Source organism: Microbaculum mangrovi (genome assembly GCF_051390635.1).
Classification (GTDB): domain Bacteria; phylum Pseudomonadota; class Alphaproteobacteria; order Rhizobiales; family Tepidamorphaceae; genus Microbaculum.
Window position 1 is genome coordinate 825,600 of record NZ_JBPODT010000002.1, and the last position, 26,393, is coordinate 851,992.

Below are 26,393 nucleotides of genomic sequence, written 5' to 3' on the forward strand. Positions count from 1 at the left end.
CCGCGCTTCAGCCGCTCCTATCGATCAGTCGCCGAACAGGCTGCGGCGCTGCCACCAGCCCTTGCGCGGCTCGCTCGGTACGGCGCCTTCCGACACCGGTTCCTTGGGCGGCTCGGGCACTTGCGCCGGCTCAGCCGCCGGCTCGGGCTCCGGCGCCGCTTCTTCGACTACCGGCTCTTCCGGCTGCGTCGGGGGGACGTCTTCTACGGGCTGTTCAGTCGCCACGGCACTTTCCGCGGCGGCTTCCGCCTCTGCGGCCACTTCAGGTTCACCGGCTACTTCAGGTTCCGCAACCACTTCAGGTTCCGCAACCACTTCAGGTTCCGCAACCACTTCAGGTTCCACCGGCGCGGCTGCCTTTCGGCGGGAGCGGCGCGGCTTCTTGGGCTTTTCTTCGGCGGCGGGTTCTTCGGTCGATACCGGTGCCGCTTCAGCAGCCCCGCCGTCGCCGGCTTCCTGAGCCATCACGTCTTCCGGCGCAGCGACGTCTTCCTGAGCCGCGGTTTCCTGCGGCTCGGATTCCGGTGCGGGGGCTTCAATCTGCGGTGACTCGCTGGCAGCGATCACCCCGTTATCTACAGTTCCCTCGCCGTTTTCCGTTGTCTCGGTGGCTTCGCCTTCGGACGTGGCCTCAACGGCCTCGCCGCGATGTCGCCTGCCGCCGCGACGGCCGCGCCGCCGCCGCCGTCCGCCGGACGACGTGCCTTCGCCATCCGCCACCACGACATCCGGCTGTTCGCCAGTGCCGGGAACCACTTCCGTCTCCTCGGACGCCTCGCCGGGACCGGCGTCGGTCTCCGCCGCCGCGTCGCCACCGCCGCGCCGCCGGCGGCGTCTGCGCCTGCGCCGACCACCGTCCTCGTCGCGCGCCTCACCAGCCTCACGGGATTCCTCGGTGTCCGTCTCCGCGGCGCTTTCCTCTTCCTCGGGCTCCACCGAGACCGGCCTGACGACCGCTTCCCGTTCGGTGGGACGTGCCGGCTCGCCCTTCTCCAGCTCGAAGGACGAGGCGCCGACGGTCTCGTCGGCCCCGATCGTGATGATGACGCCGAAGCGCTCCTCCAGTTCGCCCAGGTGAGCGCGCTTGTTGTTAAGCACGTAGAGGGCGACTTCCGACCGGGTGCGCAGCGTGAGGTCGGTGGGCTTGCCCTTGAGCAGTTCCGTTTCGATCCCGCGGAGCAGGTTCAGGGCCACCGATTCCACCGAGCGGATATAGCCCGTGCCCTCGCAGTGCGGGCAGTGCTGCATGGTGGACTCGAGCACACCGGCGCGAATGCGCTGCCGCGACATTTCCAGGAGGCCGAAATGGCTGATCCGACCGACCTGGATGCGGGCGCGGTCATGGCGCAGCGCGTCCTTGAGACGCCGCTCCACGGACCGGTTGTTGCGCTTCTCCTCCATGTCGATGAAGTCGATGACGATGAGGCCGGCGAGATCGCGCAGCCGCAACTGGCGCGCCACCTCGTCGGCGGCTTCCAGGTTCGTCTTCAGCGCGGTGTCCTCGATATTGTGCTCGCGGGTCGACCGCCCCGAGTTCACATCGATGGAGACCAGTGCCTCTGTCTGGTTGAGGATGATGTAGCCGCCGGACTTGAGCGTCACGCGCGGGCTGATCATCGCATCGAGCTGCGCTTCGATCCTGTTCTTGGCGAAGATCGGCTCGTGATCGCGATAGGGCTGGATGTTCTTGGCATGGCTCGGCATGAGCATGCGCATGAAATCCTTGGCCTCCCGGTAGGCTTCGTCGCCCGCCACGAGAACCTGGTCTATGTCCTTGGTGTAGAGATCGCGGATCGCCCGCTTCACCAGGCTGCCTTCCTCGTAGACGAGGGTCGGCGCGACGGATTTCAGCGTGAGCTCGCGCACGTTCTCCCAGAGCCTGAGCAGGTACTCGAAGTCGCGCTTGATCTCCGCCTTGGTGCGCGAGGCGCCCGCGGTGCGCAGGATGACGCCCATCCCCTCCGGTACGTCCAGTTCGCCGACGATGCTCTTGAGCCGCTTGCGGTCGGAGGCGTTGACGATCTTGCGGGAAATGCCGCCGCCGCGCGCCGTGTTCGGCATCAGCACCGAATATCGGCCGGCGAGCGACAGATACGTGGTCAGCGCGGCGCCCTTGTTGCCGCGCTCTTCCTTGACGACCTGAACGAGCAGAATCTGCCGCTTCTTGATGACTTCCTGGATTTTATAGGAGCGCCGAGGCCTGGACTTTCGCGCAGGCACTTCCTCGAGGGCGTCGTCACCGCCGACGGATTCGACGGAGTCGTCTCCCGAACCGGCGACTTCCTCGACAGTGTCGCCGGGCCTGTCTTCGCTCGACTCCGCATCGTCGTTGGTCTCTGCTTCCGCAGCGGAGGCCGACTCGCCGGACGTCTGTTCGTCCGCATCGTCCTCCGACTCGCCGAGTGTCTTCTCGTCTTCTTCCTCCGCGGCGAGCAGCGCCTGCCGGTCGGCAAAGGGGATCTGGTAGTAGTCCGGATGGATTTCGCTGAAGGCGAGGAAGCCGTGCCGGTTGCCGCCGTAATCGATAAAGGCGGCCTGGAGCGAAGGCTCTACGCGGGTGACTTTTGCAAGGTAGATGTTGCCGCGAAGCTGGCGCCGCGCAGCGGCCTCGAAGTCGAATTCCTCGACCTTTCCTTCGTGCAGAACGACGACCCGGGTTTCCTCCGGATGCGCCGCATCGATAAGCATCTTGGTTGGCATGTTCTCAACTCTGAATCGCAAGAATCCACGCGCGCCATCGCCGCCATCCTTGACGGGGCAGGCGGGCGCGCCGGATCTGCTGGGTGTGTTCCCGGCCCAGGGGCCTGTAGGGAATCGGGGAAGCGGATGATGCGGCTTCGGGCCTTTCCGACCGGCTCAAAACGCAGTGCGCCCTGAGACGCATTGCTGGCCGGCGGCTCTCCAAAACCATACATCCGTAACGCTCACTTTCCTGCCGGCGGGGCCGGCGGAGGGTCAGAAATCGGGCGAAACGAACTGTTCGATCCCGCCCTGTGCTGCCGCGAACTGGGTGCGCGGCGGTTGATTCGACCTCTGGCTTGTGAAGGAGCGCGGTTTCAACGGGACGTCCCTGATTCGGCGAAAATGCCCAGGTTGTCCGGCGGAACCTTCGGTCCTCTGCGGCCTGTCTCAGGGGGCCGCCTTGCGCTCAAGGCCAGAGACGCGAATTCGAAACCTGCCCGTTATTAATGCGTCGGCGTCCATCTTTGCAAGAGTTGTGTTGTGGAGGCCACAACGGCTGATTATTCGATTCCACCTGTCAATATCCGATTAACCCTGCGCCTATAATCCTGAAAACGAGTCATCGATGGTGACACCACCGTTGGGCAGGTGCTGGGGTCGCTGGCAGGTGTTCAAAACCGTTGCAATCAAAGGGTTTTTCCTTTCCTTCGTTCTCTCGATCGGGGTCACTGCGGCATGCGTTGCCGTAGCGGAAGAGGCCGCCGGCGGCTTAGGCGCCGCGGATAGCCGGGAGTCCGAGGTCGGATTGCCCGTCGTCGCTTTGGGCTCGCGGCTGGCCGGCGACGAGAAGCGCACGCGTTTCGTCGTCGATGTCGATCGCAACGTCGATTTTGGTGTGTTCGCGTTGGCCGATCCCTATCGGATTGTCATCGATCTGCCGGAGACGGCGTTCCAGTTCGAGAGGGGAGAAGGCGCGAAGGGCCGAGGCCTTGTCAGCGCCTACCGCTATGGACTGATCGGCCCGGGCAAGTCGCGAATCGTGCTCGACGCCAGCGGGCCGGTGAAGGTCGACAAGGCCTTCGTCGTCGACGGGGTCGACGACCAGCCGGTTCGCGTCGTCGTCGACCTGTTGTCGACGTCGCGCGAGGATTTCATGGCCGCGCTGGCGCTTCAGAAGCCCAGGACCGCGGCAACCCTCAAAACCCGGTCCATGCCGGGGCACGAGGCGGTCCGGCCGGGCGGCGGGCATGAGGGGCGCGATATCGTTGTCGTCATCGATCCGGGGCACGGCGGCATCGACCCGGGCGCCAAGAGTCGCAAGGGGACGCTGGAAAAGGACGTGGTCCTCGAATTCTCCAGGCGCCTTCGGGCTGCGTTGGAGAAATCCGGTCGTTTCACCGTCAAGCTCACCCGCGATGACGACGTGTTCATTCCGCTTGGGAAACGGGTCAATTTCGCCCGCGAAGCCAAGGCATCGCTGCTGATCTCGGTTCACGCCGATTCCGTGCGCGTCGGCAATGTCAGCGGTGCGACGGTCTACACCCTCTCCGAACGTGCGTCCGACAGCGTCGCCGCGGCGCTCGCCGAGCAGGAAAACCGTTCCGACGTCATTGCTGGCGTGGATCTGACGGGCGAATCCGATGCCGTCGCCGACATCCTGATTGATCTCGTGCAGCGCGAGACCAAGAACTACGCGGTTTTCTTCGCCCGCACGCTGGTCGGTGAACTGAAACGCAGCACAGGCGTGGTGAAGAATCCGCACCGGTCCGCGGGCTTCCGGGTGCTAAAGGCGCATGATGTGCCTTCGGTTCTCCTGGAACTCGGGTATTTGACCAATCCGAACGACGAGAAGCATCTGGTCGACGCGGAATGGCAGGAAACGATCGCCGATACAGTTTCCGATGCGGTTTCGGAATATTTTGGTGAACGACACGCGCGCGCCCCGTTCTGACGCCCGTTCTGACGATTGGCGCGCCGTCGGATCACAATTTCGTCATTTCCGTCCCGTTCAACGGTCAAATGGCGATTTGATCGATCGAACGGTTCGGGGTATGAGCATGGCGAGGATTGCCGCGCATGCGGGGGCGACGCGGAGAACCCTGGCTGGGAGACCCCCGGCTGACGGCCCGTGGCGCGGGAGCCGTCCGGACGCAAGCGATACTCGGCGGTAGCCTGGATGCTTTGGAGATTCATCGGTTTTCTGTTCACCGCGGGCGTGATCCTGTTTGTGGTCGGCGCGGCGGGCGCAGCGTATCTGCTCTGGAAGGTCTCCGGTGACCTTCCGGATTATGCGAGCCTGCGCGAATACGAACCCCCGGTAATGACCCGTGTTCATGCCGCCGACGGCGAGCTTGTCGCCGAGTATGCGGTCGAGCGCCGGCTGTTCATGCCGATTCAGGGCGTGCCGCGTCAGGTGATCGAGGCGTTCCTGTCGGCCGAGGACAAGAACTTCTATTCGCATTTCGGCATCGACCCGGTCGGCATCTTCCGCGCCGCGGTCGAGAACGCGCAGAACTTGATGCGGGGCGGTGGCCGGAGCCTCGTCGGTGGCTCCTCGATCACGCAGCAGGTTGCCAAGAACTTCCTGCTCTCCAGCGAGAAGTCCTACGAGCGCAAGATCAAGGAGGCGCTGCTGGCCCTTAGGATCGAGAACGCGTTCACCAAGGACCAGATTCTCGAGCTCTATCTGAACGAGATTTATCTCGGCCTCGGCGCCTACGGCATCGCCGCCGCGGCGCTCATCTATTTCGACAAGTCGGTCGATTCGCTGACCATCGCCGAGGCGGCCTATCTTGCCGCCTTGCCGAAGGCGCCGAACAACTACCACCCGTTCCGCCAGCCCGAGCGCGCGATCGAGCGCCGCAACTGGGTTATCGACCGGATGGAGGAGAACGGCTTCATCACGCCGGACGAGGCCGATGCGGCCCGCAACAGCCCGCTGGAAGTGAAGCTGCGCCCGACCGGCGCGCGTCTGCAGGCCGCCGACTATTTCGCCGAGGAGGTCCGCCGCAAGCTCTACGAGCTCTACGGCGAGGACGGCCTCTACAAGGGTGGCCTGTCGGTGCGCTCGACGCTCGATCCGAAACTGCAGGTCCTCGCCCGCAGCGTGCTGGTCAAGGGACTTATCGGCTACGACCGCACCAGGGGCTGGCGCGGTCCGGTCGCCAACGTCGATATCGCCGGCGACTGGGGCCCGGCGGTCGGAAAGGTCGACGAACTGAGTGACGTCGAGCCCTGGCACCTCGCGGTTGCGCTGAAGGTCGACGACGAGGGCGCCGTGATCGGCCTGCGTCCCGACAAGCTGCCCTCCGGCCAGTTCAGCGAACGCCGCGATGTCGGCCGCATTCCGTTTGCGCAGATGAAGTGGGCCGGCAAGAAGGCCGCCGATATCCTGAAGCCGGGCGACGTCTTCTATGTCTCTCCCGTGGTCGACGAGGAGACCGGCGCCGAGGATGAGGGCGTCTTCGAGCTGCAGCAGGTGCCGAAGGTGTCCGGCGCGCTGGTGGCGATGGACCCGCATACCGGCCGCGTGCTCTCGCTGGTCGGCGGCTTCAGCTACGCCGAAAGCGAGTTCAACCGCGCGACCCAGGCCATGCGTCAGCCCGGTTCGTCGTTCAAGCCCTTCGTCTACGCGGCCGCGCTGGACAATGGCTACACGCCCTCGAGCGTCGTCATCGACGCGCCCATCGAGATCGTCTCGGGCGGCAAGATCTGGCGCCCGCAGAACTATGGCGGCAAGTTTGCCGGCCCCTCGACGCTGCGCCGCGGTATCGAGAAGTCGCGTAACGTGATGACCGTCCGCCTTGCCCAGGACATGGGCATGCCGATCATCCGCGAATACTCCAAGCGGTTCGGCATCTACGACGATCTGGCGCCGTACCTGCCGATGGCGCTGGGCGCCGGCGAGACGACGGTGCTGCGCATGGCCGGCGCCTATTCGACGCTTGCCAACGGCGGGCGCAAGATCACGCCGACCCTCATCGACCGCGTCCAGGATCGCTACGGCCGCACCATCTACAAGCACGACGAGCGCGTCTGCGAGACCTGCAACGCTCCGCAGTGGCAGGGACAGGACGAACCCGAACTGATCGACAATCGCGAGCAGGTTCTCGATCCCTACACCGACTACCAGATCATCTCGATGCTGGAAGGCGTGGTGCAGCGGGGCACGGCCACGATCCTGAAGACCGTCGAGAAGCCGATCGCCGGCAAGACGGGCACGACGAACGACGAGAAGGACGCCTGGTTCATGGGCTTTTCGCCGGACCTCACCGTGGGCGTCTACATCGGCTACGACCAGCCCAAGCCGCTCGGCCGGGGAATGACCGGCGGCCGTCTTGCCGCGCCGGTGGTTCGGGACTTCTTCGTCGGTGCGCTGAAGGACAAGCCGGCCATTCCGTTCCGGGTGCCGCCGGGGATCCAGCTCGTACGGATCAACGCGACGACGGGCCTGCGGGCGGGCCCCAACAGCGAGCAGAACGTCATCCTGGAGGCCTTCAAGCCGGGCCAGGCCCCGCCGGAGAGCTACTCGGTGATCGGCTATCAGGACCAGTTCGGCAAGCCGCTGACGGTCAGTCCGGAGGCCGACAGGGCCGTCAGGTCTGGAACCGGCGGCCTGTATTGACCAGATAGCGTTTCGAGACCCCTTCCTACCAACACCAAGACAGCAACGAGACCGCCATGCGCGCCGAACACTTGCAGATGGTCGACGAGATTCGTCAGTCGATCTCCCTGCTGAGGAGGCATCTTTGACTGGGACAACGCGCTTGCCCGTCTGGATGACCTGAATCACTACGCCGAAGATCCGGATTTCTGGAACGACGCCGAGAAGGCGCAAACGCAGATGCGTGAGCGCCAGCAGCTCGAGGACTCGGTCGAGGCCGTAAGGCGCCTGGAGACGGGGCTTTCGGATACGATCGAGCTGATCGAGCTGGCCGAGGAGGAGGACGATGCCGGTGTCCTCGCCGACGCGGAGGAGACGCTGCGCGATCTCCACGCGGACGCGATGAAACGTCAGGTCGGCACGCTCCTGTCGGGCGAAGCGGACACGAACGACACCTATGTCGAAATCCACGCCGGCGCCGGCGGCACAGAAAGCCAGGACTGGGCCGAAATGCTCCTGCGCATGTACTCGCGCTGGGCGAACGCGCATGGCTATAAGGTCGAGGAGATCGGCTATAACGCAGGCGACGAGGCGGGCATCCGCAACGCTACGCTGCAGATCAAGGGACCGAACGCTTACGGCTGGCTCAAGACCGAGTCCGGTGTCCATCGGCTGGTGCGCATCTCACCCTACGATTCGAGTGCGAGGCGCCACACGAGCTTTGCGTCCGTCTGGGTCTTTCCCGTCGTCGACGATTCAATCCAGATCGATATCAACGAGTCCGATGTGCGGGTCGATACCTACCGCTCGAGCGGGGCCGGCGGCCAGCACGTCAACACCACGGATTCGGCCGTCCGTCTGACCCACGTTCCCACCGGAATCGTCGTGGCCTGCCAGAACGAGCGCTCGCAGCACAAGAACCGCGCGACCGCCTGGGCGATGCTGCGCTCGCGCCTCTACGAGTCCGAGCTGCAGAAGCGCGAGGAGAAGGCGATGGCGGAGGCCGCCTCCAAGACCGAGATCGGCTGGGGACACCAGATCCGCTCCTACGTCCTGCAGCCCTATCAGCTGGTCAAGGACTTGCGGACGGGAGTCGAAAGCACGAACCCGCAGGCCGTGCTGGACGGTGATCTGGACACGTTCATGGAAGCGTCACTCGCTCACCGCGTCAACGCGGAGGCCGAGAAGAAAGCGGCCGAAACCGCCTGACGTTCCGGTCTAATACCCTTCCGGGAGCAATTCGGCCGCCCGGATAAACGGCATCGGGTTCTTGGCCTGGCCGTAAACCCGGGTCTCGTAGTGCAGATGCGGTCCCGTGCTGCGTCCGCTGCTGCCGGCAAGGCCGACGACCGTGCCCGACGGAATGACATCGCCCACCTCGACCTTGACGCGGCTCATGTGAGCATATCGCGTCGTATAGCCGTCTCCGTGATCGATTTCGACCATCCGTCCGTACCCGCCCGAGTAGCCAGCAACGGTTACTCGGCCGCCGGCCGTCGCAAGCACCGGCGTTCCGGTCGAAGCCCGGAAATCGAGACCGGTATGCAGGGCCGGACGTTTCAGGAAGGGATCGAGCCGGGTTCCGAAACTGCTGGTGTATTCGATCGCGCCCGTTAGCGGCGGGCGCACCGGCAGACGACCGACGTGTGCGCGCAGCGCATCAAGCCGCTCGAGCTTGCCGCTGATCCGGTCGATCTGACGATCGGGGATCGAAGGGGTGCTCATGCGGCGCAATTCGATCAATGGTCCACCCATGCCGCCTTCGGTGACTTCGTCCGGCAGATCCGCACCGACCGCGCCGCTGACTTCGATGAGCCGCTCCGAAAGCCCTCCGACCGTGGACTCCAGGGTATCAAGCACCGACGCCTGCATGGTTTCGACGCGCGTGAGCGATGCCTGAACACGATCGATCGGTGGCAGGCCGCCATCCAGCTCCGGCGTCCGCGACGGAAGCTCCTTGGCCTTGTCCAGCGGCGCAGGGCGCGAAGGATCGAAAGCCGCAGCTTTCGCCGGGCTGGTCAAAAGGCCGTAGCCACGGCCGCGATTCTCGGCGACCTGCTGCCCTGTATCCGGCTGGAAATTGAGCGTCACCTTGCGCGCCTTGGCCGCCTCGATCAGTCCGGCAATGTCGTGCTGGCGTTCTTCCAGGGCGGCCTGCTTGCGCAGGAGCGTCTCGAGGCGCCCCTCGAACGCCTGCTGGTCCAGGAACTGGCGGGTATTGATCTCGTCGATCTTGCGACGAAGCGACGCGATGCGATCCTCGTAGGCGCGCTCGACCGAAATGCGATGCACTTTCGCCGCGGCGTAGATGTCGTCCTGAAACGCGATGTAGGCGGTCGATCCGATCAGCCAGGTGATGGCGGCGGCAGCGGTTGCACCACTCAGCCAAACGGCCCAACCCGGCAATGTGAGTGATCGGACCTTGTCCCCGCGTGCGACGATGAAGTGATGCGGTTGTGGCCGACGCCCGAAAATCCGATGAGGAATAGGCATGAATTCGACAACGCGACTCTGTTTGTACCTAGAGCCGGAATTATCGATCCATTAAGGTTAAAAAAGTCCGAAATTGGCGGCGAGAAGCCCCGAAAGCGTGTGTCGGATCATGCCGCGAAAACGGGTGTTCGGCTCCGATCGCACGGACCTAGAGCGCCCGGACCGCCTCCAGCACTTCCTCGGCGTGGCCGGCCACCTTGACCTTACGCCACACCTTGCGAATGACACCGGTCTTGTCGATCAGGAAGGTGGAGCGCTCGACGCCCATGAACTTGCGTCCGTACATGCTCTTCTCCTTCCAGACTCCGTAGGCTTCGAGCGTGGTTTTCGATTCGTCCGAGACCAGATCGATCGCCAGATCGTGCTTGGCCTTGAATTTGTCGTGTTTCGACGCGGGGTCCGGGGACATGCCGATGACGACGGCGCCGGATGCCTCGAAGGCCGCGACGAGGCCGGAAAAGTCGATGGCCTCTCGGGTGCAGCCGCTCGTGTCGTCCTTGGGATAGAAGTACAGGACGACGGCTTTGCCGCGCAGGCCGGATAGCCGAATCTGCCCGCCGCCATCCGCCGGCAGGAGGAAATCCGGTGCTTGCGAGCCTTCAACAGCGTCCGCGCTCATAGCTTGCCTTCCTTTTGTCTTGTTTTCAGTAGCAAAAACGGCGCGCATACTGGAAACGGCACCGGCGCCGCGCGATAGTGTACGCGATCGGCACGTTGCTGGATGGATATCTCTTTGCACGTGTATCGTCACGGTTATGTAACCGGCCGGCAGCGGCACTGTCAGCCGCCGATTAAGGTGATGCGCCGCCGATGACTTCTGAAGCCAATCCTGGGCCGAACCGCGGGCGGACGATGCGGCGCGCGGCGGCCTCCAGCCTGAATCGGCTGCGCAGCCTTCGCGCGCGCCGCAGGATGTGGCTGCGCGTCGCTCAGGTGCTTGCGGTTGTTGCCGTCGTTGTCGGCGGACTGCTTGGTGGCGCGGTCTTCCGGTTGTCGCAGGGACCCGTTTCCGTCGGTTTTCTGACGCCGCGCATCGTAGATGCGATGCAGAAGCAATTGCCGCCGGAGTTCACCGCGCGTGTCGCCGATACCGTAATCGAACGCGACGGCAGTTCGGGCGAGGTGCTGCTGAGACTGCGCGACGTGTCCGTACTCGGACCCGACGGCGTCCCGGTCTTCGCCGCCCCGCGCGCCGCGATCGGTCTGTCAGGGGGGGGGCTGCTTGTCGGCAACGTGACGCCGCGCAGTGTCTTCCTGATTCGTCCTGCCTTGACCGTCATCGAGGAAAACGGGCGACTGCGCATGAAAGCCGGCGCCGATCCGGCCGCCGGCGAGCCCGAGCCTCCGGCAAAAATGGTCAATCCGGTCGAGGCGTTCGCCGTGCTGTTCGCGGTGCTGGGACAGAACGGGCAGAACGGTGCGCCGGCCCTGACGTCGATCGGCGCACGCGGAGCAAGCCTCAGTGTCGCCCGATCGGATGGCACGACGGGCACGCTGCAGCAGATCGACGTCTCCGCCGAGCGCGGCGACGAGCCGGGTGCGGTTACGGTAAGCGTTGGCCTGGGCCGCAAGACCGGGGCGCCGCTATTGACCGCGTCGCTGCGACGGCGGGACGACGGGTCCTTCGCCATCGGGGGGAATATCGAAAACGTCGCCCTGAGCGATATCGCGCCGCTCGTTCCCGGCGGCTTGCCGTTTGACATGACCGGGCCGATTTCCGGTCGGCTCGATGCCTTCATCGATGCCTCGGGCGGCTTCGACAACCTGTCGGTCAATCTGACGCTGGGCGCGGGGCATGTCGGCAAAGGCGACAAACGGATTCTTGTCGACGAAGCCGACCTCTCCTTCGACTGGCGGTACGCCACAGGCGCGATCAATATAGGGCCTTCGCATGTCCTGATCGGCAACAGCCGCGGGACGGTTTCGGGCCAGATCGCCGTGCCGAGCCGCGGCGACTTCAGCTACGGCACCGTGCCGGTGCGGCTCGATTTCACCGATATCGTTCTGGACGATCCCGATACCGGCGTCCCCGCGATCTACGATTCGATTGCCCTCGAAGCCTTCTTCGTGAGCGCGCAACGGGTGCTGCATATCAGCCGGATGGACGTCGCCGGAGCCGGAACCGCGGGGTCGTTCGTTGGCTTCATCGGCGGCGGCGGCGAGTCGCCGGGCATCCGGCTTGCCGGCTCCATGACTCCGACCTCGGTCGAGACCTTCAAGTCCGTCTGGCCGCCGTTCATCGCCGACAAGGCGCGGCGCTGGTTCGTCAACCACGTTCTGTCCGGGCAGATCATCGGCGGTCGGGTGGATGTCGATATCCGCCCCGGCGAGATCGCCCGCGTTCTCAGGGGTGTTCCGTTTCACCGCGAGGCCTTCGATCTGGGGTTTTCGCTCAAGGACGGATCGCTGCTGTTTCTCAAGGAGATGCCGCCACTCCTCGCTGTAAACGCCGACGGCAGGGTTGATGCCCAGGAGTTCACCGCACTGACCACAACCGTGGGCCGCGTCGATCTGCCCGACGGCGGATCCGTCTCCGTGCCGTCGGGCCGCTTCTTCGTCCCCGACATCCCGGCCAAGCCGTCCAGCGGAGAACTCACCTTCGAACTCGACGGCTCGATCGGGAACATCATGCGGCTGCTCGACTATCCGCCGATCGAACTGGCCAAGCGACGCAATTTCGACATCGACAGTTTCGGCGGCGAGGGCGCGTTCGAGTTCACCCTCAGGATGCCGCTTATCGACGGCTTGCGCTTCTCCGATTTCGATTTGGCGGCCGACGGCTCCATCGCAGGCTTCAGTGCGGAGAATTTCGCCGGGGCAAAGAGCATCGGCGACGGCAGTATCGATGTGCGCGTCGCCGACGGTCGGGTTCTGATCGAGGGGGACGCGCTGGTCGACAATGTCCGCGCCGATCTGGCGCTCGACGATTCCCTCGACCCCTCCGGTGCCCCCGGCGCGCGCTCCGTCACCATGACCCTGGACGAGGCGGCGCGCGCGCGGCTCGGCATGCCGCTCGACGCGATCTTGACCGGCCCGATCGTCACGACCGTATCCGACGTCAAGGCGACGGAGTCGGGCAATGTCCAGCAGATCGAGGCGGACCTTACCCAGGCCAGTGTGTCGTTCCCTGCGCTCGGTCTGGAAAAGCCAGCCGGCCAGCCGGCGACTGCGAACTTCAAGCTCACCCAGTCCGGGCAGACCGTGAAGTTGACCGATCTGCGCGTCCAGTCGGAATCGTTGCGTGTGGAGGGCAGCGCCGAATTCTCCAAGGCGGGCGGGCTCGTCAGCCTCAATATGCCCGTACTCAGGACGCCGCGCGGCACCGACCTTGCCGTCAGCGGTACGAGCCAATCCGGCGCCCGTTCGTTTAAGCTGAAGGGCAAGGCTCTCGACATGCGGGCGCTGCTCGCGAACCTCGGCGAGGCGGCCGAGAATTCCGGCGATAGCGGGAGCGAGGTGATGAACGTCGAAATCGACGTCGGCCGCGCGATCGGTGTCGGCGGCGAGATATTGTCCAACCTGCAAGGCACTGTAAGGCGTGTCGGGAACCGAACCAACCGGCTCGATCTCTCGGCGGTGACGTCGAACGCGGTCCCGGTCAGCATTCGTTATTCCGATGACGGAACAAACTCGGACTTGTCCGTCGACAGTGCTGATGCGGGCAGGGTGCTCGCCTGGGTCGGCTACTATCCGAATATGCGCGGCGGTCAGTTGCGGGTTGTTGCCGGCCGCCGCGGGGCGACTGCGCCGCTGTCGGGCGATATCGCCATCGATCGGTTCCGCATCGCCAACGATCCCTCGCTCGCCCGCCTGATCGAGGGCGGCGAAGACCAGCCTGAAACACTGGACCGGCCCTCCGCGCCGGCGCAACCGGCCGGCGGTGGCGCGCAGCGCGTCAACGTCGCCGACGTGGGCTTCGACCGCCTTTCGGCGAAGTTCGTGCGCGGCAAGGGCGACCTGAAGGTGCAGGAAGGCGTTTTGCGTGGCGTCGCCGTCGGCGCGACCTTCGAGGGCACCATTGATTTCGACGACGAACGAATGAACCTGCACGGCACCTATGTGCCGCTCTACGCCCTCAACAACCTGTTCGGGCAGCTGCCGCTGTTCCTCGGGCCCTTGCTGGGGGGCAAGAAGAACGAGGGGCTGCTCGGCATCACCTATTCACTGAGCGGCTCGACCAGGAAGCCCGTGCTGACCATCAATCCGATATCGGTCGTTGCGCCGGGTGTGTTCCGCTACATCCTTGGCATGGACAATCCGCAGGCACCGGCTCGTCCCGACGGAGATCCCCCGCCGGCCAGGACCATCCGCTGATACGGCTCAGGCCGGCCGCAGCAGCACGTGCTTCTTGCGGCCGAAGGACAGCTTGATCACGCCTTCCGGCCCGATATCCGCTCCGGTCAGCGTCGCCGCCGGATCGTTCACCGGCTGATCGTTCACCTTCAGCGCGTTGTTGGCGATCGCGCGGCGCGCCTCGCCGTTGGTCTGGGCGAGACCAGCCTGGACGAATGCCGAGAGCACGCCGAGCCCGGCCTCGATCTCGGCCGCGGCGACCTCGATCGTCGGCAGGCTTTCTGCGAGCGCACCTTCCTCGAACGTGCGGCGCGCCGTCTCCGCGGCGGCCTCCGCCGCCTCGCGCCCATGCAGCAGCGCGGTGGCTTCGGTTGCCAGGATCTTCTTGGCTTCGTTGATCTCCGCGCCGCCGAGCGCTTCCAGCCTGGCGATCTCGTCGAGGGGCATGTCGGTGAACAGCTTCAGGAAGCGGCCGACGTCGCCGTCCTCGGTGTTGCGCCAGAACTGCCAGTAGTCCCAGGGGCTCAGCATCTCGCTCTTGAGCCAGATCGCGCCGGCGGCGGTCTTGCCCATCTTGGCGCCCGAGGACGTGGTGATCAGCGGGCAGGTCAGGGCATAGAGCTGCGGCGTTCCCATGCGCCGGCCGAGATCGATGCCGTTGATGATGTTGCCCCACTGATCGGAGCCACCCATCTGCAGGGTGCAGCCGTAGCGCCGGTTCAGCTCGACGAAGTCGTAAGCCTGCAGGATCATGTAGTTGAATTCGAGGAAAGACAGCTCGTGCTCGCGTTCGAGCCGCATCTTCACGGATTCGAAGCTCAGCATCCGGTTGACCGAGAAATGCCGGCCGACGTCCCGAAGGAAATCGATGTAGTTGAGCGGCGCCAGCCACTCCGCGTTGTCGAGCATGGTCGCGTCCGTGCCCTTGTCGCCGAACGACAGGAAACGCGCGAAGACCTTCCTTAGGCTCTGCTTGTTGGCCTCGATCTGGTCATAGGTGAGCATCTTGCGGCTCTCGTCCTTGCCGGACGGATCGCCGACCCGCGTCGTGCCGCCGCCCATCAGCGTGATAGGCTTGTGACCGGTCTTCTGCAGCCAGCGCAGCATCATGATCGACAAGAGGTGGCCGACATGCAGCGACGGGCCCGTGCAGTCGTAGCCGATATAGGTGGTGATCGGCCCTTCAAGCGTCTTCTGGTCCAGCCCTTCCGGGTCGGAGCACTGATGGATGAAGCCGCGTTCATCGAGCACGCGCAGGAAATCGGACTTGAAGGCACTCATGTCGACTGGGTATCCCGGGTAATCAGGTTTGCGGACATGGCTCTACCAGAGGCTTCCACGTGACGAAAGCACTGACGGTGATCGGACTGATGAGCGGCACATCCATGGATGGTGTCGATGTGGCGATGCTAGAGACGGACGGGGAAACGATTTTTGCGTTCGGACCGACCGGCAGCAGACCCTATTCTGCGGCTGAGCGTCGCACGATCGCGGAGGCGGTTGCGCAGGGACCCGGGATTTCCGACCGAACCGAGCGTTGCGGTGTCGTCGGCGAGGCCGAGCGCACCGTTACCGGGGCGCATGCGGAAGCCGTGGAGGCGTTTCTGGCCGATAACGGCCTGACCGTCGCCGATATCGATGTCGTCGGCTTTCACGGTCAAACGATTTTCCACCGTCCGGAGAAACGCCTGACGGTCCAGATCGGCGACGGACCGGCGTTGTCGCGGCGGTTGGGCATTGATGTCGTCCATGATTTCCGTGCCGCGGACGTTGCCGCTGGCGGGCAGGGGGCGCCGTTCGTTCCGGTCTACCATCGGGCGCTTGCCGCCCATGCTGGCCTCGATCTTCCCGTTGCGGTCCTCAATCTCGGTGGCGTCGGCAATGTCACCTACCTGAGTGGGGAGGCTCCGCTGGCCTTCGACACAGGTCCCGCCAATGCCCTGATAGACGATTGGGTGAGCGCGCGGGTCGGGTTGGCATTTGACGAGGGCGGCCGTATCGCGGCGCGCGGCCGGATCGATGAAGCACTCCTGGCGGAGCTTCTGTCCGGACTCTATTTTACAAAAAGACCGCCGAAATCCCTGGATAGAAACGAGTTTTCCGTTTCATCCCTGGCCGGACTGTCACTCGAGGACGGCGCTGCGACACTTGCCGCCTTCACCGCGGCGTCGGTGGCGCTGGCGCGGGACTGGTTCCCGGAGCCGGCACGCCGGTGGATCGTGGTCGGCGGCGGCGCAAACAATCCGACGCTCATGGCGATGCTGCGCGAGCGCCTCGATTGTTCGGTCGTCACCGGCGCAGATATCGGCTGGTCGGGCGATCACGTCGAGGCGCAGGCCTTCGCCTATATGGCCGTCCGCTCGATGCGCGGACTGCCGCTGACCTTTCCGACCAGCACGGGCGTGCCCGCGCCGATGACCGGCGGCGTATTGGCGAAGGGTCGGTAACGAGCGCGGAAGGACTATCGGTTTCCGCCTTACGGCCGCACGACGATCTTGCCGATCGTCGCCGCTTCCATCGCCTCGTGCGCCTGGACGATGTCGTCGAGGCCGAACTCCGGGCCCAGGTGATGCATGAGCTTGCCGGCCGCGAGCATGGCATTGATCTCGTCGACGGCTGCCTGCCGTTCCGCCTCGTCGAGTTCGTAGACGAGGAAGAACTGCAGCCGGATTGTGTTCACCAGGCAGAAGGCGGCGGGAATGGTTGCCTCCGGACCGGTGCCGTAGATCACCACCTGTCCCTTCGGCTTGATAACCTGCGGTATCAGCCCGGCATTCGCGCTCAGGTCCATTTCGATGATGCTGTCGACACCCATCTGCATCGTCAGGTCCTTGACCCGTGTCCCGACGTCCTCGCGCGTGTAGTCGATCGTCTCGTCGGCACCGGCCTCTGTCGCCATCGCCGCCTTCTGCGCGGACGAGACAGTCGTGAGCACCCGCGCGCCGCGCGCCTTGGCGAACTGGATCGCGTAGTTCGCGACCGCGCCGGCGCCGCCGGAGACCAGGATCGTGGTTTGCGGCGCGGCGCCGGCCAGCGATACGGCGTGAACCGCCGTCATCGCCGGAATGCCGAGGCAGGCGCCGACCTCGAAGCGGGTGCCGTCCGGCAGTCCGACCGCCATGGTTTCGGGCACGACGATGTACTCGGCCGCGGTGCCGAACGGCCGTTTCCACTGGCCATTCCAGATCCAAACACGCTCGCCGATACGCGACGGCGAAACGCCGTCGCCGACCATATCGATCGTTCCGGCGCCGTCGGAATGAGGGATGACCCGGTTAAAGGCAATCTTGCGCGCGGTGCCGGCCCGCGACTTGACGTCGGACGGGTTGACCCCCGAGACCGCGATTTTCACACGCACCTCGCCGGGACCCGGCTCCGGCGTATCGACCTCGCCGATCCTCAGAACATCGGCTGCGGCGCCGTTTTTCTCGTAGTAGGCGGCCTTCATGGCGTTTCCCCTTTTCGTTGTTGATCCGCGCGTTGGCCGACGCCTGTCAGTTCGGCCGGCGAGGAGGTAGGCGGCATTGGCGCGACAGCCGACAGGGAGAACACCCGATCGGCGCCCGGCATTGCAAGGGCCGACGACTTCAGCGCATAACATCGCTCCGTAAGGGCAGTGGCGGTCGTGGCGTTCACGAACAACGCCGCATGGCTTACCCGGTCAAAGAGAAGGGTGATGTTCCTCTCCGTATTCGAACTGTTCAAGATCGGAATAGGGCCGTCGAGCTCGCATACCGTCGGCCCGATGGTCGCGGCGGCGCGCTTTCTGTCGCTTCTGGGCAAACGGGGCGCCGACGATGTCGCGCGGATCTCGGTTTCGCTGCACGGATCGCTCGCCTTCACCGGCAAGGGGCATGGCTCCGACCGCGCCGTCGTGCTGGGCCTGATCGGCGAGAAACCGGATCTTGTCGATCCGAACGCCGTCGATGGACTGCTCGACGAGGTGGCCCGGACGAAGCGCATTGCCCCGGCCGGATTGCCATCGATGTCCTTCGATCCGCAGCACGACATCGTATTCGACTACGGCGACCCGCTTCCCGCCCATTCGAACGGCATGAAGGTCTTCGCCCATGCCGCGGACGGCACGGTGTTGGTCGAGGAAACCTATTATTCGATCGGTGGCGGCTTCGTGAAAACGGCGGCCGAGCTCGACGCGGTGGGCGAGGACGAAAGCCCGCTCACCCACGAGACCAGGGTGCCGTATCCTTTCGCCACGGCCAGCGAGATGCTGGCCATGGGCCGCGAAGCCGGGCTGTCGATCGCGGAGATGAAGCGCGCCAACGAAATGTCGCGTGGGACCGGCGCCGACCTCGATGCCGGGCTCGATCGCATCTGGTCGGCAATGTTCGGCTGTATGACCCGCGGACTCGGCGCCGGCGGGCAATTGCCGGGCGGCCTGCGGGTCAAACGTCGCGCCGCCGATATCCATGCCAAGCTGAAAGGCGAGGCGGGACATAACCGCCCCTTCGAGCACACGGTGATGGACTGGCTGTCCGTCTATGCGATGGCGGTCAACGAGGAGAATGCCGCCGGCGGCCGCGTCGTGACCGCGCCGACCAACGGTGCCGCCGGCGTCCTGCCTGCCGTTATCCGCTACTACCTCGATCATTGCCCCGAGGCGAAGACCGAAGGCGTGCGCACCTTCCTGCTGGCCGCCGCCGCGATCGGCGGCATTATCAAGCACAACGCATCGATTTCGGGCGCCGAGGTCGGCTGCCAGGGCGAGGTCGGCTCGGCCTCGGCGATGGCCGCGGCAGGGCTAGCGGCGGCCCTCGGTGGCACCAACGAGCAGATCGAGAACGCCGCCGAGATCGCGCTCGAGCACCATCTGGGGATGACCTGCGATCCCGTCGGCGGCCTCGTTCAGGTGCCGTGCATCGAGCGCAATGCGCTGGGTGCCGTGAAGGCGGTTACCGCGGCGTCCCTGGCGCTGCGTGGCGACGGCAGCCATTTCGTGCCGCTCGACAGCTGCATCGAGACGATGCGACAGACCGGTCTCGACATGAGCGAGAAATACAAGGAAACGAGCAAAGGCGGTCTGGCCGTCAGCATCGTTGAGTGCTGACCGCGGGTCGACTTCCGTCCCGATTGCCCGCCTTCGTCAGGGATGACATAAAGTCGGGATGATTAAGACGCTCCTCATCGCCAATCGTGGCGAGATTGCCTGCCGTATAATCCGCACGGCCCGCCGCATGGGGCTGACGACGGTTGCCGTCTACTCGGACGCCGATGCCGGTGCCATGCATGCGACACTAGCCGACGTCGCCGTGCCGATCGGTGCGGCAGCGGTCAACGAGAGCTATCTGGTCGCCGAGCGCATCATCGCCGCGGCGAAGGATGCGGGGGCGGACGCGATCCATCCGGGCTACGGCTTCCTGTCGGAGAACGCCGCGTTTGCCGAGGCGTGCGCCGGCAACGGCATCGTTTTCGTCGGCCCGCCGGCATCGGCGATCAAGGCGATGGGGCTGAAGGACGAAGCCAAGGCGTTGATGGAGAAGGCCGGTGTGCCGGTGGTGCCGGGATTTCACGGCGCCCGCCAGGAGCCGGAGTTCCTGCACGAGAAAGCCTACGAGATCGGCTACCCGGTGCTGATCAAGGCTGTCGCCGGCGGCGGCGGCAAGGGCATGCGACGCGTCGACAAGGCGATCGACTTCGACGACGCGCTGGGCGGTGCCAAGCGAGAAGCCAAGGCCGCCTTCGGCGACGACCGGGTCCTGGTCGAGAAGTTCGTCGCCGAGCCGCGCCATATCGAGATGCAGGTTTTCGGCGACAGTCACGGCAAAGCCGTGCATCTGTTCGAGCGCGACTGCTCGTTGCAGCGCCGTCATCAGAAAGTGATCGAGGAGGCGCCGGCGCCCGGCATGACCGACGGCCTGCGCGCCAAGATGGGGCAGGCGGCGGTCAAGGCGGCGCTTGCCGTCGGCTATCAGGGCGCGGGCACGATCGAGTTCATCGTCGACGGCTCGAAGCCACTGTCGGACGAGACGCCATTCTACTTCATGGAAATGAACACGCGCCTGCAGGTGGAGCACCCGGTGACCGAGGAGATCACCGGACAGGATCTGGTCGAGTGGCAGATCCGCGTTGCCTCGGGCGAGCCGCTGCCGCTCGCGCAGGCGGACATCGCGATCAACGGCCATGCGGTGGAGGCGCGGCTTTACGCCGAGGACCCGGACAACGGTTTCCTGCCGTCGACCGGCCATCTGCACGTCCTGTCGCTGTTCGAGGCAGAGGGCATTCGCATCGACACCGGCGTCGGCGAAGGCGATGACGTCACCCCGTTCTACGATCCGATGATCGCCAAGGTGATTGCCCACGGCGAAACCCGCGACGAGGCACTCGATCTGCTGTCACAGAGCCTGGTTGCGAGCATCGTTGCCGGCCCGCGAACGAACCTCGGCTTCCTTCGGCGCCTGGTGGACGATCCGGACTTCCGGGCGGTTCGCTTCGATACGGGCCTGATCGACCGCAAGCTCGGTACGCTCGTCTCGGCCGCGCCGGGCGTGCGTGAGGCTGCGGTTGCGCTCGGAACGCTGCGGCTCATCGACCGCGAGCAGGAGCGTGTCGAGACGGAGCGGCTCAATCGTTCCAACGAGGTCTACAGCCCATGGAGCGTCGCCGACGGCTTCCAGCTCGGCGCGAGCCGAGTGACGGCTGAGCCGTTGGTCGTCGACGGGGCCCAGGACGCCATCTCCGTCGAATGGGTGGATGGTGAACCGGCCGTTCGCGTCTCGAATCCGGAAGACGGCGAAGAGGAGATCGAAGCCGATCTGATCGATGCCCCGAACGGCATCTACGTTCTCGTCGACGGACGTCAGTTCCTCGTCGCCGCACGCGATCCGTTTTCGGTCGATCTGGAAGCCGCCGATGGCGACGCCGTCATCAAGGCGCCGATGCACGGCAAGGTCGTCTCCATTCATGTCGAGGAGGGCCAGGCTGTCGAGCGCGGGCAGAAGCTCGCCGTCATCGAGGCGATGAAGATGGAGCACACCCTGACTGCGGGGCGCGCCGGGACCGTCTTGGAAGTCGCCGCCAGTCCCGGCGATCAGGTCGGCGAGCGACAGAAACTGATCGTCATCCACTCCGAGGAGTAAGACGCGATGCCGGGTCCGCCGTGGCGAACCCGGGACTCGTGCTCCGAAAGCCTCGTAGACCTGGAGGCGCGTGCGCTCCGGGCGACCGCAAATACCCTACTGTGCGATGATCTCGACTTCGGCGTCGCGACCCGCTTCCACGGTGAAATCGCGGCTGTAGAGTTTGTCGTCGTGGCGGGCGATGACGGAATATTCCCCGGCCGCCAGCACATGCGTCGGGAAGGCGCCATAGCTCTCCTTCACCACGTCGCCGCCCGGCGAGAGAATACTCCAGGCGGTATTGGCCAGCGCCTCGCCGCCGGCCTCGTTGACCAGCTTCAGGGTGATGGCGGCGGCCCGATGCTTGATCGTCGCATCGGTTAGCTGGCCCGGCTTCACCAGGATGTCCGCGCGCATCACCGAGTTGCCGTCGCCGAAGCGGCTGACCACGTGATAGCTGCCGGCGTTCAGGCGGATGACCTTGCCGGGCTCGGCCTGTTCCACCAGAAGCTTCCGTTGCCCGTACTCGTCCTGCTCGGACGAATAGACCGATACCGAGGTTTGCTTGGCCGGGATCGGCTCGTCCAGGACGCCGATCGCCGCCAGTCTCATGCCGCCGGCGTTCAGGTCGAGCGTCTGTTCGGTCGGTCCCTCGCGCAACGACACCCGGCTGGCGGTGTTTGCTAGGCCATAGGAGACGTGAACGATGTAGTCGTCGGCAGGGAGCGTGAAGATCGGCGCAGACGCGTTGCTCTCTTCGACCAACTCGAACGATCCGTCGACCCCCGGTTGCGCCCGGTATATCCGCCAGGCCAGGCCGTCGACGAGCACGTCGCCTTCCTCGGAAAGCCGGGCGGCAAGCCGCATCTGCCGATCGGGCCGGACGAGATCGGCGGCCGCATCGCCGAACGCGCTGTCCGGGTCGATGTTGAGCCCCTGGAGCAGGTCGAGCGGCGCACCCGGGCTTTCGCCCATGGGGGCGGCCCTGGGCGGCTCGACCATCAGCGGTCGTTCACGCGGAATCGGAATCGTGTTCTGCGCGACTTGGATCGGATCGGAAGACGTCGCCGCAGAATCGCGTGCCGGATTTTCTGCCGCCGCGCCGCCCGCCATCAATCCAAGCGAAATCATCCCGAAAACAGCTGCTTTCGCCAGGTGTCGAAGGTGATGATTGACGTTTCTCGGGCTCATCCGGCTGCTTTTGTCGGTGTGGGTCCCCCCGCACGGTTCGTCGCGTAGAATCTCCGGCCGGTGGTTCCAGCCGGATCCTCTACACGCGAACGGCGCTAATACGGGCCGCGAATATGGCACCGAAAAGGCGTGCCGTGCCAAGCCCTAACGGCGGAAAACCGTTACTGCGGCGGTGCCATCCCAATTTCGAGGGTCTGTCCGCTAACGACTGTGAAGGCCCGGTTCGCCGTCTTGTCGCCAACGATCAGTCGGGCTTCGTAGTCGCCCGGCGCCAGCACGTAGCTGACGTCTTCGCGAGTCGTCGCGCCGATCTGCTTGCCGGCCGCATCGTCGATTTCCCAGCGAATCCGCTCCCCGGGGGTGCCGTCCACGGAGAAACGGACGAAGCCGGCCTGCTGTTCGATCGTAATTTCCGAAAGCTGGCCGGCCGGGACGCTAACGTCCGTCTCGGAAACGACGTTCTGGCTCCCCAGCCGGGCTATGACGCGATAGCTGCCGGCGGGCAACCGTAGCACCGGCTCCGGTCTGGCCGTTGCGGAGATTTTCTTACGCTTTCCGGACAGATCCTTCGTTGCCGATTCGATTTCGTAGCGGAAACCGGCATCGGGAATGGCACCGGACAGGCCCGCGACCTGGGTGGACAGTTTCAGTGCTCCGAGTTCCATCACGATGGTGCGCTCGGTGCGCTGGTTGGCCGCGACCTCGACCTCGGTCGATGCCTCCGCCTCACCGGATCGTGCGACCACCAGGTACTTTCCGGCGGGCAGGCCGAATTCCGCGACGTCCCGGGCGGACCGGGTCACTTCCTTGCGTTTGCCCGACAGGTCGGCGCTGGCCTCGTAGACGGTGAAGTGCATGTTGTCGAGCGGCTCGCCGCCTTCGGTGGCGGTCGCCGAGATCACCAGGATGCCGGCGCCCAGGACGAGGGTTTCCTCGGTGAGCTTTCCGGCCGCGACGGTGACCTCCTTGCCGCCGCTGGCGCTCTTGTATTTTCCTTCCAGCCAATAGGTGCCGGCCGGCACGAAGAAATCGCCCTTGGCGCTGCCGGAGCGGGCGATCTCCTGGCGCTTCCCCTGCAGGTCCTTTTCGCTGCCGTAGAGGGTCCAATACGCCTCTTCCAGCGGTTGGGCGCCTTCCGAGGGTACCGCGACAGAAGTTAGGCGGCCGGCGCCGAGGACGAATATTTCGTCGGCCACGGCGCCTTCGGGCACCTCGATCTCGCGGGCCTGCTTGGCCTGCTTGTAGGAGACCTCGACCCAGTACTTGCCGGGCGGAACCTCGAGCGTCGCCACCGGACTGCCACTGCGCTTCACTTCCTGGCGCTTGCCGTTCTCGTCGGCTTCCGCCTCGTAGATCACCCAGTACGGGCCGGACGACAGCACCTCGGCGCCTTCGGCGGGAACGGCGGAAAGCTTGAGATTCGGGCCGGTCTGCGCCGGTTCCGGAGCCGGTTCGGGCGCGGTTTCGGGTTCGGCGGCGGCAACCTCGCGCACCGCGGTGTCGAGCGCGTCGGTCAGTTCGCCGGCGTTGCGCGCCTGGAAGAACTGCCCGCCGGTGCGCTCGGCAAGGCAGGAGAAGCTGGCGGCTTCCTCGGCGCTCACGTCGAAGCCAACGACGTGGACGGTGAAGTCGACTCCGGCGGCTTCAAGGTCGGCGGCGAGTCGGCAAGGGTCGGCATTGCAGGTCTCGATGCCGTCGGAGACCAGGATCACGGTCGACGGCACGTCGCTGTAGCGCAGTTCCTCCGCGGCGCGGCGCACGGCCTCCGTCAGCGGCGTCTTGCCCTTCGGCTTGATCGCGTCGATCACCGACATGTAGCGCGCGGGATCGACCGGCCCGACCGGGATCACGGTTTCGATGTCGCCGCAATCACCTTCCGAGCGATGGCCGTAGGCGATCACGCCGAGGCTCATGTCAGCGGGAATGTCGCCGAGCACGTCGCGCACCACGTCGCGGGCGATGACGATCTTGTTCTTGCCGTCGATCTGCCCCCACATGCTGTTGGAGGCGTCGAGCACCAGCATCACGTTGCGCTGTTCGGCGTGGGCGGTGGGAAGAAAAACGAGAGCGGTGAAAAGAAACAACGAAAATGCGAAGATTCGTTTGAACATTGCTTTGGAAATCCCGATCTGAGCGCGCTACAAAATCGAAACCTGTCGAAAGACTGCCGGTACAGGTTCACGCAACGATACCTTGCGCCGGCCCCCAGAAGAAGAGCCGCCCCACGGTTATGAACAAGCCCAATACCGATTTGATGACATATCTGTCGACCCGCCGGTCGATTCCCTCGGCGAAACTGGTCGCTCCCGCGCCGTCGACGGAGGAACTGGACAGGATCCTGACGGTCGCGGCGCGGGTGCCAGACCATGGCAAGCTGGCGCCGTGGCGATTCGTCGTGATTGCGGGGGAGGCGCGGTCCGTGTTCGTCGATCGGCTGATGGCGATCTGGCGCGCCACTCATCCCGACGCGTCCGCCGAGGCCGAGGCCGTCGAGCGCGGCAAGAGGACGGGCGGACCGCTCGTGGTGGCGGTGATCTCGCGTACGAGCGACCACCCCAAGGTGCCCGCCTGGGAGCAGGAGCTGTCGGCCGGGGCCGCGTGCATGAACCTGCTTCATGCCGCCCACGCCAGCGGCTATGCCGGCCAGTGGCTGACAGGGTGGCCGGCGTTCGATGCCGATGTGGCGACGTTGCTCGCGGTGGAAGCCAACGAGCGGATCGCCGGATTCGTCTATATCGGCACGCCGGCCGAACCGCCGAGCGAGCGCGACCGGCCCGATCTGTCCAGGATCGTCACCGAGTGGCGGGGCTGACATGAGGCGGCGGCGCCGGATTCGCGGCGTATTGCTCGACAAGGACGGCACGCTGATCGACTGCGACGCCACCTGGGCGCCGGTTATCCGCCACCTTGCGGTCGAGCTCGCCCCACCGGGCGATCCAGTGGAACTGGTCGAAGCCGCCGGCCTCGACCGCGAAACCGGGCGCCTGAAGGCGGGGTCGATCTGGGCGGCCGGCTCGACCCGCGATCTCGTCCGGTTGTGGTGGCCCTCTGCCGGGGTGGAGGAGGCGCGCGACCTGGCGGTACGGATCGACGCGATATGCGCTGCCAAGGGCCCAGAAAACGTGGTGCCTCTGCTGGATCTACACGCCTTGATTCGCGATTTGCGCGAGCGCGGGCTGGATGTCGGTATCGCCACCAACGATTCCACGATCGCCTTGGCGGCCTTCATCGACAAACTGGGGCTGACCGGTCGGATCGAACACCTGATCGGCTACGACAGCGTCGCCCGGCCGAAGCCGGAGGCGGACATGGTCCATGCCTTTTGCGATGCGGCCGGATTACATCCGGGCGAGGTGGCCGTTGTCGGCGACAATACCCATGACCTGGAGATGGCGCGGGCGGCCGGCGCGGGCTGGGCCGTCGGTGTGCTGACGGGCACGAGCGACAGGGCGCATCTCGAACCGCATGCCGACGTCATACTCGAAGGCGTGTCGGACCTGGTGGCGTGGCTTGAAAGGACGAACGGCTGACCGGCTTCGTCCACAGCCGTGAGAGAGCGATACCGGGCGGATTTGCGGTTTCCGGCGAACGGACTAGTTTCAGTGGCATGACCGTCAACCTGATCAAGCTGTGCGTCGGCGCGGAGTCCGTCGAGGACCTGACGGGCTGGATCGCCGAACGTCTCGCCGACAAGCAGAGACGCGGCATTCCTACCGAACAGATCCATGTCACGCGCATGACCCCGAAGCGGCATGACGATATCCTGGACGGAGGGTCGCTGTATTGGGTGATCAAAGGCATCATCCAGTGCCGTCAGCGCATATTGGAACTGCGCCCGGTGACCGGAGAGGACGGCGTGGCCCGCTGCGGCATCGTTCTCGATCCCGATGTGCGGCTGGTCGAACCGCGCCCGCGTGGCGCTTTCCAGGGCTGGCGCTATCTTGACGCCAGGGACGCGCCGCCGGATCTCGGGACCAAGACGAGCGGCATAGCCGAAATGCCGGCCGCGATGCGCCGGGAGCTTGTGGAACTGGGCCTGCTTTAGGCCTTTCCGAGGC

The 26,393-nt window shown here is 65.2% G+C and carries 17 protein-coding genes; 10 read left to right on the plus strand and 7 right to left on the minus strand.

Going from position 1 to position 26,393, the window contains the following annotated elements:
- Window positions 1–24 precede the first annotated feature (24 nt).
- Complete coding sequence (locus tag ACSF9G_RS10360; protein WP_436641199.1) at window positions 25–2,700, minus strand: Rne/Rng family ribonuclease; 2,676 nt, start codon at window positions 2,698–2,700, stop codon at window positions 25–27.
- A gap of 787 nt (window positions 2,701–3,487) precedes the next feature.
- Between ACSF9G_RS10360 and ACSF9G_RS10365 the strand changes: the two genes are divergently transcribed.
- The 3 genes from ACSF9G_RS10365 to prfB all read left to right on the plus strand — a co-directional run bounded on the left by ACSF9G_RS10365 (window position 3,488) and on the right by prfB (window position 8,494).
- The gene (locus ACSF9G_RS10365; protein WP_436641201.1) at window positions 3,488–4,633 is read left to right on the plus strand and encodes an N-acetylmuramoyl-L-alanine amidase; all 1,146 of its coding nucleotides are present in this window, start codon (window positions 3,488–3,490) and stop codon (window positions 4,631–4,633) included.
- Window positions 4,634–4,858: 225 nt separating this feature from the next.
- A complete protein-coding gene (locus ACSF9G_RS10370) occupies window positions 4,859–7,306 on the plus strand; it encodes a penicillin-binding protein 1A (protein WP_436641203.1) in 2,448 nt (815 codons plus the stop codon).
- A gap of 56 nt (window positions 7,307–7,362) precedes the next feature.
- Window positions 7,363–8,494 (plus strand): peptide chain release factor 2 gene (prfB, locus tag ACSF9G_RS10375; protein ID WP_436641205.1). Its coding sequence is split into 2 segments (ribosomal slippage): window positions 7,363–7,431 and window positions 7,433–8,494, totalling 1,131 coding nucleotides; the frame shifts between segments, so codons are not numbered across the junction.
- 9 nt (window positions 8,495–8,503) lie between these two features.
- Here prfB and ACSF9G_RS10380 read toward each other — a convergent pair.
- Both ACSF9G_RS10380 and ACSF9G_RS10385 read right to left on the minus strand, forming a co-directional pair.
- Entirely contained in the window at window positions 8,504–9,691 is a 1,188-nt protein-coding gene (locus tag ACSF9G_RS10380; RefSeq protein ID WP_436641207.1) for a M23 family metallopeptidase, read from the minus strand.
- A 235-nt stretch (window positions 9,692–9,926) separates the two neighbouring features.
- Complete coding sequence (locus ACSF9G_RS10385) at window positions 9,927–10,397, minus strand: peroxiredoxin (RefSeq protein WP_436641209.1); 471 nt, start codon at window positions 10,395–10,397, stop codon at window positions 9,927–9,929.
- A 191-nt stretch (window positions 10,398–10,588) separates the two neighbouring features.
- On the opposite strand from ACSF9G_RS10385, the gene ACSF9G_RS10390 reads away from it, so the two are divergent.
- Complete coding sequence (locus ACSF9G_RS10390) at window positions 10,589–14,092, plus strand: hypothetical protein (RefSeq protein ID WP_436641211.1); 3,504 nt, start codon at window positions 10,589–10,591, stop codon at window positions 14,090–14,092.
- Window positions 14,093–14,098: 6 nt separating this feature from the next.
- Here the strand turns inward: ACSF9G_RS10390 and tyrS are convergent, their stop codons facing one another.
- Complete coding sequence (gene tyrS / locus ACSF9G_RS10395) at window positions 14,099–15,352, minus strand: tyrosine--tRNA ligase (protein WP_436641213.1); 1,254 nt, start codon at window positions 15,350–15,352, stop codon at window positions 14,099–14,101.
- Window positions 15,353–15,411: 59 nt separating this feature from the next.
- Between tyrS and ACSF9G_RS10400 the strand changes: the two genes are divergently transcribed.
- Window positions 15,412–16,518, plus strand: a complete 1,107-nt coding sequence (locus tag ACSF9G_RS10400; RefSeq protein WP_436641215.1) for an anhydro-N-acetylmuramic acid kinase — start codon at window positions 15,412–15,414, stop codon at window positions 16,516–16,518.
- A 29-nt stretch (window positions 16,519–16,547) separates the two neighbouring features.
- On the opposite strand, the gene ACSF9G_RS10405 is transcribed toward ACSF9G_RS10400, so the two are convergent.
- Window positions 16,548–17,519: an NADPH:quinone reductase gene (locus ACSF9G_RS10405; RefSeq protein WP_436641217.1), complete on the minus strand. Its 972-nt coding sequence runs from the start codon at window positions 17,517–17,519 to the stop codon at window positions 16,548–16,550.
- A gap of 228 nt (window positions 17,520–17,747) precedes the next feature.
- Between ACSF9G_RS10405 and ACSF9G_RS10410 the strand changes: the two genes are divergently transcribed.
- Together ACSF9G_RS10410 and ACSF9G_RS10415 are read left to right on the plus strand one after the other, a co-directional pair.
- Entirely contained in the window at window positions 17,748–19,136 is a 1,389-nt protein-coding gene (locus ACSF9G_RS10410) for an L-serine ammonia-lyase (protein ID WP_436641219.1), read from the plus strand.
- 58 nt (window positions 19,137–19,194) lie between these two features.
- The gene (locus tag ACSF9G_RS10415; RefSeq protein WP_436641221.1) at window positions 19,195–21,165 is read left to right on the plus strand and encodes an acetyl/propionyl/methylcrotonyl-CoA carboxylase subunit alpha; all 1,971 of its coding nucleotides are present in this window, start codon (window positions 19,195–19,197) and stop codon (window positions 21,163–21,165) included.
- A gap of 96 nt (window positions 21,166–21,261) precedes the next feature.
- Here ACSF9G_RS10415 and ACSF9G_RS10420 read toward each other — a convergent pair whose 3' ends face one another.
- Complete coding sequence (locus tag ACSF9G_RS10420) at window positions 21,262–22,476, minus strand: RgsD C-terminal domain-containing protein (protein ID WP_436641223.1); 1,215 nt, start codon at window positions 22,474–22,476, stop codon at window positions 21,262–21,264.
- A 20-nt stretch (window positions 22,477–22,496) separates the two neighbouring features.
- The gene (locus tag ACSF9G_RS10425) at window positions 22,497–24,446 is read right to left on the minus strand and encodes a vWA domain-containing protein (RefSeq protein WP_436641225.1); all 1,950 of its coding nucleotides are present in this window, start codon (window positions 24,444–24,446) and stop codon (window positions 22,497–22,499) included.
- 119 nt (window positions 24,447–24,565) lie between these two features.
- Here ACSF9G_RS10425 and ACSF9G_RS10430 point away from each other — a divergent pair, with 119 nt between their 5' ends.
- The 3 genes from ACSF9G_RS10430 to ACSF9G_RS10440 all read left to right on the plus strand — a co-directional run bounded on the left by ACSF9G_RS10430 (window position 24,566) and on the right by ACSF9G_RS10440 (window position 26,380).
- Window positions 24,566–25,147, plus strand: a complete 582-nt coding sequence (locus ACSF9G_RS10430) for a nitroreductase family protein (protein ID WP_436641227.1) — start codon at window positions 24,566–24,568, stop codon at window positions 25,145–25,147.
- 1 nt (window position 25,148) lies between these two features.
- A complete protein-coding gene (locus ACSF9G_RS10435) occupies window positions 25,149–25,865 on the plus strand; it encodes an HAD family hydrolase (protein WP_436641229.1) in 717 nt (238 codons plus the stop codon).
- A 77-nt stretch (window positions 25,866–25,942) separates the two neighbouring features.
- Window positions 25,943–26,380: a DUF1489 family protein gene (locus tag ACSF9G_RS10440; protein ID WP_436641231.1), complete on the plus strand. Its 438-nt coding sequence runs from the start codon at window positions 25,943–25,945 to the stop codon at window positions 26,378–26,380.
- The last annotated feature ends 13 nt before the right edge of the window (window positions 26,381–26,393 follow it).

Bases quoted from the DNA above. Each gene is read 5' to 3' on its own strand.
- tyrS (WP_436641213.1), bottom strand. From the start codon at position 15,352: ATGAGTGCCTTCAAGTCCGATTTCCTGCGCGTGCTCGATGAACGCGGC.
- ACSF9G_RS10410 (WP_436641219.1), top strand. From the start codon at position 17,748: ATGTTCCTCTCCGTATTCGAACTGTTCAAGATCGGAATAGGGCCGTCG.
- ACSF9G_RS10370 (WP_436641203.1), top strand. From the start codon at position 4,859: ATGCTTTGGAGATTCATCGGTTTTCTGTTCACCGCGGGCGTGATCCTG.
- ACSF9G_RS10415 (WP_436641221.1), top strand. From the start codon at position 19,195: ATGATTAAGACGCTCCTCATCGCCAATCGTGGCGAGATTGCCTGCCGT.
- ACSF9G_RS10385 (WP_436641209.1), bottom strand. From the start codon at position 10,397: ATGAGCGCGGACGCTGTTGAAGGCTCGCAAGCACCGGATTTCCTCCTG.
- ACSF9G_RS10440 (WP_436641231.1), top strand. From the start codon at position 25,943: ATGACCGTCAACCTGATCAAGCTGTGCGTCGGCGCGGAGTCCGTCGAG.
- ACSF9G_RS10430 (WP_436641227.1), top strand. From the start codon at position 24,566: ATGAACAAGCCCAATACCGATTTGATGACATATCTGTCGACCCGCCGG.
- ACSF9G_RS10425 (WP_436641225.1), bottom strand. From the start codon at position 24,446: ATGTTCAAACGAATCTTCGCATTTTCGTTGTTTCTTTTCACCGCTCTC.
- ACSF9G_RS10405 (WP_436641217.1), bottom strand. From the start codon at position 17,519: ATGAAGGCCGCCTACTACGAGAAAAACGGCGCCGCAGCCGATGTTCTG.
- ACSF9G_RS10435 (WP_436641229.1), top strand. From the start codon at position 25,149: ATGAGGCGGCGGCGCCGGATTCGCGGCGTATTGCTCGACAAGGACGGC.
- ACSF9G_RS10360 (WP_436641199.1), bottom strand. From the start codon at position 2,700: ATGCCAACCAAGATGCTTATCGATGCGGCGCATCCGGAGGAAACCCGG.
- ACSF9G_RS10390 (WP_436641211.1), top strand. From the start codon at position 10,589: ATGACTTCTGAAGCCAATCCTGGGCCGAACCGCGGGCGGACGATGCGG.